This window comes from Kribbella qitaiheensis, assembly GCF_042657745.1.
Classification (GTDB): domain Bacteria; phylum Actinomycetota; class Actinomycetes; order Propionibacteriales; family Kribbellaceae; genus Kribbella; species Kribbella qitaiheensis.
The window spans coordinates 110,600-117,517 of the sequence record NZ_JBHSKE010000067.1 but is presented as its reverse complement, the minus strand read 5'-3'; the positions used below and the strand labels follow the sequence as shown (position 1 = coordinate 117,517).

The following is a 6,918-nucleotide window of genomic DNA, read 5'->3' as shown; positions in this document are numbered from 1 at the left end:
TGTCCTGACCCGAAACTCAGGACCAATTCGCCCTGCCCACTTGACAAGAAGGCCCTACATATCAGCCCCCGGCGACAGCGATCGGGGAAACTCGAGCTCACCGACCGTTCGCCCTCGTCGCTCTGCTGAGCGCTTCCACTTCCTCGTCGTCCAGCGTGAAGGTGAGTGCTCCGGCGTTCTGGGCGGCCTGAGTTGCGTTCTTGGCGCCGGGAATGGGCAGCACGCCGTCGTGCTGGATCAGCCACCGCAGGGCGACTTGGCTGGGACTCCTCTCGTGGCGGCCACCGATTTCGCCGAGCAGGTCGGCCACTCGCTTCAGATTCACCAGGTTCTTGTCGCGGAATGCGCCGCTGTGGCGCCGCCATCCGGCCGGTCGGGTGGCGGCCGAGTACTTGCCGGTCAGCGCACCCGAGGCCAGCGGCATGTAGGCGATGAGAGTGACGCCCAACTCCCGGCACGCGCCGAGTACGCCGTCAGTCTCGGGGGCCCGGTGCAGCAGCGAGTACTGCACCTGGTTGGAGGCGAGCGCACAGTCTCTCCGAGCGAGTTCGGCATGGGCGGTACGCATCTGTTCGGCGCTGTAGTTGCTCACCCCGACAGCGCGGATCTTCCCCGCCTCGACGGCGTCTGCCATCAGGTTCATCAACGTCGGGATGGACATCCACCGGACGGGGAAATGGACCTGATAGAGGTCGATCCTCGTCCGCTGCAGCCGGGCGAGGCTGTCCTCCAACGTGGCCGGCAGGCTGCTGGCACGGGAGAAGAATCCGAACGGGAACTTCGTCGCCACCACAACGTCCTCGCCCGTGGTCAGCTCACCCACCCGGCGCTCTGAAGCCCCCTTGCCATACATCGCCGCGGTGTCGACGAAATTCACGCCGGCAGCCAGGCTCACCTCCAGCGCCGCTCGCTGCTCCTCGGCTGTGCTGGTCGGACCGTAGACGTTACGCGCAGGATTCCACCGCGGTGCGGCTGACATGTCACCCCAGACCATCGCCCCGATGCCGAGCCGCGACACGCGAAGATCCGTCTGCCCCAGTGTCATCGAGTGCCCACCTGGCTCGGTCATCCCGGCCACCTCAGCTCTTCAGCAGGTCCGCCCCGTGCCTGCCTTCAATGGTGCCACCAGGTAGGCGCCCACCCGCAGTGATGACCGCTGTCCTCTTACGGCTGACGACGGGGGCGCAGGCCCGACCTCGTGCACCACGTGAGTGCTCTCCCGGCCGGGATCTGCTCAAGTGGTGCACAAGGTGGCGGTGTCGGCGAGTCCCGCTGCCCTTCGGCGACATTGGGTCGAGAAGGTCTCCAGACTTGTCGTACATACCGCCCCCCCGTGGCCCGCGGGGCGCCGACGGCCTGTTTGGCGGCCTCGTCAGGAGCTGCTAGCCGGCGGGGGTCAGTGCTCTGAGCTGGGTCAGGTAGGTCTTGTAGACGGTGGTGAAGGGCTCCGACGAGGAGATGTTGTCGACCACCCAGGCGCAGGAGGCGCGGGCTGCGGCGATCACCTGGGGTGGGTAGGCGTAGAGCTGCTGGTGGGACTCGAACTCGTCCTCGTCCATGACCTCGACCCGGCCGTCGCGGTACCGGCGGATGTCCAGGTCCAGGTCGACCGTGGTCACCGAGTCGACGCCGAACTCGGCGGGCATGGTGATGTCGCAGTACACCTCGGTGGGGTGGGGAGCGTCGTTGAAGAGGGCGCTCCACCACTCGCCGCGCGGATAGAGGCGTACGCGGTGGTGGTCGATGGAGACCCAGCTGCCGTCGGCGCGCTGGCCGCGGGAGCCGGGGACGGAGCCGACCCACAGGCCGTGCTCGTCCTCGCCGAGCTTGATCGATTCCAGCAGCCGGTGCGGGCGCCCGTCGTACTTGCAGAACAGTGTCCTCACCATTGTCAGCTCTTTCCCCGCCCCACCGCCCCGGTCTGGCTCCATTTCTTTCCTCACCCCACCACCCCGGTCTGGCTCCATGCCGATCACTGTAGGTGAGGCCGACATCACGAGCGACCAGGCTCCACGCGGGGGTGTCCCGGAGTGTGAGATTCGTCCGACCCCCCGCGTCACGTTCGGAAAGTGACGGTCAGGTGCATACACTCAAGCATTCGAGGACAACCTGCGGAGGAGCTCGATGGGCGTGCTGGACACGGTCGGAGGACCAGCGGACCTCAGGGGGATGACCGATCATCAGCTCCGTGAGCTGGCCGCGGAGATCCGTGACGTGCTGGTGGAGACGGTCTCGCGGACCGGCGGCCACCTGGGCCCGAACCTGGGCATGGTCGAGATCACCCTGGCGATGCACCGGGTGTTCGACTCCCCACGCGACCGGCTGGTCTACGACACCGGTCACCAGACCTACGTGCACAAGCTGCTCACCGGCCGCGCGCCGCAGTTCGACTCGCTCCGCCAGCAGGGCGGCCTGTCTGGTTACCCGAGCCAGGCCGAATCCGAGCACGACATCGTCGAGAACAGCCACGCCTCGACATCCCTGTCGTATGCCGACGGCCTGGCCAAGGCGTACAGGCTGCGCGGTGAGGACCGGCACGTCGTCGCGCTGATCGGCGACGGGGGTCTCACCGGCGGGATGGCCTGGGAGGCGCTGAACAACATCGCCGCCGCCAAGGACCTGAAGCTGGTCATCATCGTGAACGACAACGGGCGCTCGTACAGCCCGACCGTCGGCGGCCTGGCGACCCACCTGACCAGCCTGCGCACCAACCCGCGGTACGAGAAGATCCTCGACCTGATCAAGAAGAACCTCAGTCGCACCCCGTACGTCGGCCCGCCGATGTACGAGGTGCTCCACGGGGTGAAGAAGGGGCTGAAGGACATGCTCGCCCCGCAGGGCATGTTCGAGGACCTCGGCCTGAAGTACGTCGGGCCGGTCGACGGCCACGATCGGCAGGCGATGGAGGACGCGCTCGCCAAGGCGAAGGCGTTCGGCGGCCCGGTGATCGTGCACGCGGTGACCCAGAAGGGCTTCGGGTACGCGGCGGCCGAGCAGGACGAGGAGGACAACTTCCACCAAGTGCGGCCGAAGAACAAGCCGCGCGGGTGGACCGACGTCTTCGCCGATGAGCTGGTCGAGATCGGGCACCGGCGGCCGGACGTGGTCGCGATCACCGCGGCGATGCTGCACCCGACCGGGCTCGCGCCGTTCGCGCAGGAGTTCCCGGACCGCATCTTCGACGTCGGCATCGCCGAGCAGCACGCCGTCACCAGCGCCGCGGGTCTCGCGATGGGCGGGCTGCACCCGGTCGTCGGGTTGTACGCGACCTTCCTGAACCGAGCCTTCGACCAGTTGCTGCTGGATGTCGCGCTGCACAAGTGCGGTGTCACCTTCGTGCTCGACCGCGCCGGGGTCACCGGCGACGACGGAGCCAGCCACAACGGTATGTGGGACATGTCCCTGCTGCAGTTGGTCCCCGGGCTCCGGCTGGCCGCGCCGCGCGACGGCTCCCGGCTGCGCGAGCTGCTGAACGAGGCGATCGAGGTCGACGACGCCCCGACCGTACTGCGGTACGCCAAGGGCGAGGTGTTCCCCGATATCGAGGCGATCGACCGGGTCGGGGACTGCGACGTACTCGTCAAGACCGGCGCGAGCGTTACTGCCGGTGCCGACGTCCTACTGGTCGGGATCGGCTCGATGGCCGCCACCGCCGTGGACGTGGCCACCCGGCTCCAGGACCAGGGATTCGGCGTCACGGTCGTCGACCCGCGCTGGGTGAAGCCGGTCGACCCGAAGCTGATCGAGCTGGCCGGCAAGCACAGGTTCGTCGTCACGATCGAGGACAACGGCCGGGCCGGCGGTTGCGGCTCGGCGATCTGCCAGGCGCTGCGCGACGCGGGGGTCACCACGCCGGTGCGGGACTTCGGGATCCCGCAGCAGTTCCTCGACCACGCCAAGCGCGACGCGGTGCTGACCGAGATCGGGTTGACGGGCCAGGGGCTGGCTCGGGACGTGATAGAGATGATCGCCAAGCATCAGGGGGACGCGATCACCAGTGAGCCAGACACCGCGAGCGGCAGGCCGGGCGGGGCCTGAGCCCGGCCGGGCGCGTCACTCCGCGGCTCCGCGGCGACGGCGTCTCTGGCTGCTGCTCCTGTCGCTCGTCCTTGTTGTGGGTGCCACCGCAGGTGGGCTGGCCCTGCACCTTTCCGGCTCCCCCGACCGTCCCGGCGAAGCGACAGCCAGCGGAGCGGGCAATACTGCGAGCCTCGACCTGGCCGCGCGCTCCGCAGGGGTGGAGAAGGTGCTGGCGGCGCGTGCCGAGGCTGTCCGGCTGAACAACCCGGCCGCGTTCCTCGCCAACGTCGACCCGGGGAACAAGAGCCTGGTCGCCCGGCAGAAACTGCTCTTCAGCAACCTGAGGCAGTTCGGTTTCGCGAGTCTGCGGTACGAGCAGGTGCGCGAGCAGTTCGACCAGACACTGGTCGACAAGTACGGCCCGTCGACATATCTGGTCGCGGTGGCGATGACGTACCAGATCAAGGGCATCGACTCGCAGCCCGTCCGGACGATGCTCGGCTACGCCTTCACCGAGAAGCCGAACGGCGGCTGGATGCTGGTGTCCGACACGGATCTGGACCACCTGCTGCCGCGCGGGTCGCACCAGGAGGCCTGGGACATCGGGGAGGTCCTGGTCAAGCGCGCCCCGAGGGTGCTCGTCGTGGTCGAACGCGACCAGACCGAGCTCGCGAACAGCCTGCTCGCGAAGGCCGGCAGCGCGGTGAAGGCGGTCAGCAAGAGCTGGCCGGGCGGCTGGACCGGCTCGGGTGTGGTGATCGCGCTCGACGACAAGGTGGTCCGCGGTGCCGACTACACCCTGCCGAAGAACGCCGAGGACGCGCTGGCGATGGCCACCTGGGTCTACCGGACCTTGCCGGGCGAGGTCAGCGAGATGGGGGAGCGGGCCGACTCCTACGTGGTGATCAACCCGCGCAACCGGTCCAAGGTGGACGCCCGCACCCTGGCGCACGAGTTCACCCACGTCGCGACCGCGTCGTACGGGCCCTATGCGCCGCGGTGGCTGGTGGAGGGGGCGGCGACGTACGTCGAGTTCCTGCCGATGGACGGCGCGACGAACCTGGCGCTGGACAAGTACCGCCGGGAGGTCCGGACGAAGTACCTGGCGAAGGCGAAGTCGCTGCCCGTCGACAACCTCTTCTTCCAGAACTCGACCAGCTCGTACCCGTTGTCCTGGCTCGCCGTGGACTACCTGTTCACGAAGTTCGGCGCGACGGAGGTCGGCACCCTCTACCAGGAGATGGCGGCGCTGGGGTCTACCCAAGCGGAGCGGAACAGGATCATGGTGGAACATGTCGGCATCACCGAAGCAAACCTATTCCAAGCCCTGAGGGCAGCCGCGGCCTGATCGGGGCAGTTTGTATACCCGGCGTGTCGGTGGTGGATCTCACAGGAGCGAGTAGGGTAGCCGCGCTGTGACAGACGGGCGACCGGAGGGAATCGACCCGACGTGAGTGTGACACCACCCAGCGCCGCCCCGTCAGGCGCCCATGCCCCGCCCCGCGGGCCCCGCCGCTGGCTGGGCCTGGTTGTGGCCGTGGCCCTGGTGTCCGGTGGCGTCGCCTACGCGGTCGAGCAGCGCCAGGAGGACGCCCGCAGCAGGCCCTCGGCAACCGTCACGCCGCCGACCATCCGGCCGAACCAGGGCACCAAACCGCCCTCGAAGACCGCCGCCGCGATCGCTGCCCGGCGGGTGGCCATCGACACCATCCTGCTGCGCCGCGCGAAGGCGGTCCGGACCGTCGACGAGCGGTTGTTCCTGCAGGACGTCGACCCGGCGAACGCGAAACTGCGGCAGGCCCAGAAGGTGCTGTTCGCGAACCTGGTCGAGATCGGCTTCCAGGAGATCGGCTACAGCCAGGCCGAGGAGCGGTTCGACGCCGCCGCGGCCCGCGAGCACGGCCCCTCGACGTACCTGGTCCGGGTGCTGATGCGCTACCAGATCACCAACGTCGACCTGACCCCGGTGACCACCGAGCTCGGCTATACCTACGTCAACCGCGGCGGGCGCTGGATCATGGCCGATGACGACGACCTCGACAAGGACCTCGGCCCCGGCGCCCACCAGGAGGCCTGGGATCTCGGCCGGATCGAGGTGCACCGCGGCCCGCGGGTACTCGTGCTGGTCGAGAAGGGTGACACCCAGCGCGGCCGGACGATCGTTGCCGAGGCCGCTGAGGGGCTCACCCAGGTCACGGCGTACTGGCCGCGGCGCTGGCGTGGCACCGTCCTGATAGCCGCGCTCGACGAGACCGAGGTGCGCGACGCGCGGTTCAGCGACGAGGACGTGGAGTCGGCCGCGAGCGCGGGATCGACCTTCTCCTCGCTGCCGGGCCAGGACACCGCCGACGGCACCGTGGCCGGCGCGTACATCGTGATCAACCCCAAGGAGCGCGACCGGGTCGACGAGATCCTGCTGTCGCACGAGATCACCCACGTGGCCACGGCCGACCTCGGTGGGTACGAGCCGCTCTGGCTGGCCGAAGGCGCCGCGGAGTACGTGTCCTGGCGGGGGATCGAGGCGATCAGCGGGCCCGGCGAGGTCGGCAAGTGGGAGCAGGAGATCATCGACGACGCGCTGCCGGCGTTGCTGGCGCTGCCGTCGGACGCGGGCTTCTACCAGAACACCGCCGACGTGTACGGCGTGAGCTGGCTGGCCGTTCGCTTCCTGGTCAGCCGGCTGGGACTGCCGGCGGTCGAGGAGCTGTACGAGGACCTCGCGCGGAACGGCACCGACCAGGCGTCCCGGGACCGCATCCTGCTCACCCGGACCGGCTTCAACGAGGCGTCGCTGTGGGTGTATCTCAAGGAATACGAACCGCAACGCTGAGTAGCGGATTGACCTCGCCCTGTCAGAGGGGCAGGCTCGGTTTGTTCCGTCCGAGCTTGAGGAGGCGT

Annotated in this window: 5 protein-coding genes; 3 read left to right on the top strand and 2 right to left on the bottom strand. The window is 68.6% G+C overall.

The window, feature by feature from the left end:
* Positions 1-97: 97 nt before the first annotated feature.
* Positions 98-1,069 carry an aldo/keto reductase gene (locus tag ACFPJ1_RS37660; protein WP_380111096.1) on the bottom strand — a complete coding sequence of 324 codons (972 nt, stop codon included), beginning with the start codon at positions 1,067-1,069 and terminating at the stop codon, positions 98-100.
* A 313-nt stretch (positions 1,070-1,382) separates the two neighbouring features.
* The gene (locus tag ACFPJ1_RS37655) at positions 1,383-1,889 is read right to left on the bottom strand and encodes a DUF402 domain-containing protein (RefSeq protein ID WP_380111095.1); all 507 of its coding nucleotides are present in this window, start codon (positions 1,887-1,889) and stop codon (positions 1,383-1,385) included.
* 235 nt (positions 1,890-2,124) lie between these two features.
* Here ACFPJ1_RS37655 and dxs point away from each other — a divergent pair, with 235 nt between their 5' ends.
* The 3 genes from dxs (at position 2,125) to ACFPJ1_RS37640 (ending at position 6,850) form a co-directional block, all read left to right on the top strand.
* Positions 2,125-4,038, top strand: a complete 1,914-nt coding sequence (dxs, locus tag ACFPJ1_RS37650; RefSeq protein WP_380111094.1) for a 1-deoxy-D-xylulose-5-phosphate synthase — start codon at positions 2,125-2,127, stop codon at positions 4,036-4,038.
* Positions 4,039-4,114: 76 nt separating this feature from the next.
* A complete protein-coding gene (locus ACFPJ1_RS37645) occupies positions 4,115-5,368 on the top strand; it encodes a gluzincin family metallopeptidase (protein ID WP_380111093.1) in 1,254 nt (417 codons plus the stop codon).
* Positions 5,369-5,470: 102 nt separating this feature from the next.
* Positions 5,471-6,850 (top strand): gluzincin family metallopeptidase, encoded by a 1,380-nt coding sequence (locus ACFPJ1_RS37640; RefSeq protein ID WP_380111092.1) that lies wholly within the window; start codon positions 5,471-5,473, stop codon positions 6,848-6,850.
* The last annotated feature ends 68 nt before the right edge of the window (positions 6,851-6,918 follow it).